This window comes from Halomonas sp. SIMBA_159 (assembly GCF_046536035.1).
GTDB classification, from domain to species: domain Bacteria; phylum Pseudomonadota; class Gammaproteobacteria; order Pseudomonadales; family Halomonadaceae; genus Vreelandella; species Vreelandella venusta_A.
Genome location: NZ_JAWJBT010000473.1, coordinates 1 through 276, shown reverse-complemented (window position 1 = coordinate 276; position 276 = coordinate 1). Strand labels below are relative to the sequence as shown.

Annotated in this window: 1 protein-coding gene; it reads left to right on the top strand. The window is 56.5% G+C overall.

Going from position 1 to position 276, the window contains the following annotated elements; translation table 11 throughout:
• Nucleotides 1-13: 13 nt before the first annotated feature.
• Nucleotides 14-276 (top strand): hypothetical protein (locus R0J87_RS20075; RefSeq protein WP_498888453.1); only part of this gene is annotated, 263 nt, incomplete at its 3' end.

Below are 276 nucleotides of genomic sequence, written 5' to 3'. Positions count from 1 at the left end.
CAGGAACAGGGAAGTGCATATCCGGGTCGATAAGGCATGGCATAACGGCATTTTGGCATTGGTCTTCGGCTTGTTCATTCTGGCCAGCCCCATCCAGATCCTGCACGATCTCAGCGCACTCAATCCAGCTGTCCACTCAGAACATTCATGCCCATACTGCCACGCATTGCCTGCAGGATTACCGGCGGCCACTCCTAGCTTACTGCCAGATTCCGCGCTCCCCCTACAGCACAGCAAGATCAACCGCTGGCATGCCGACTGGCTGAACCTGTCACC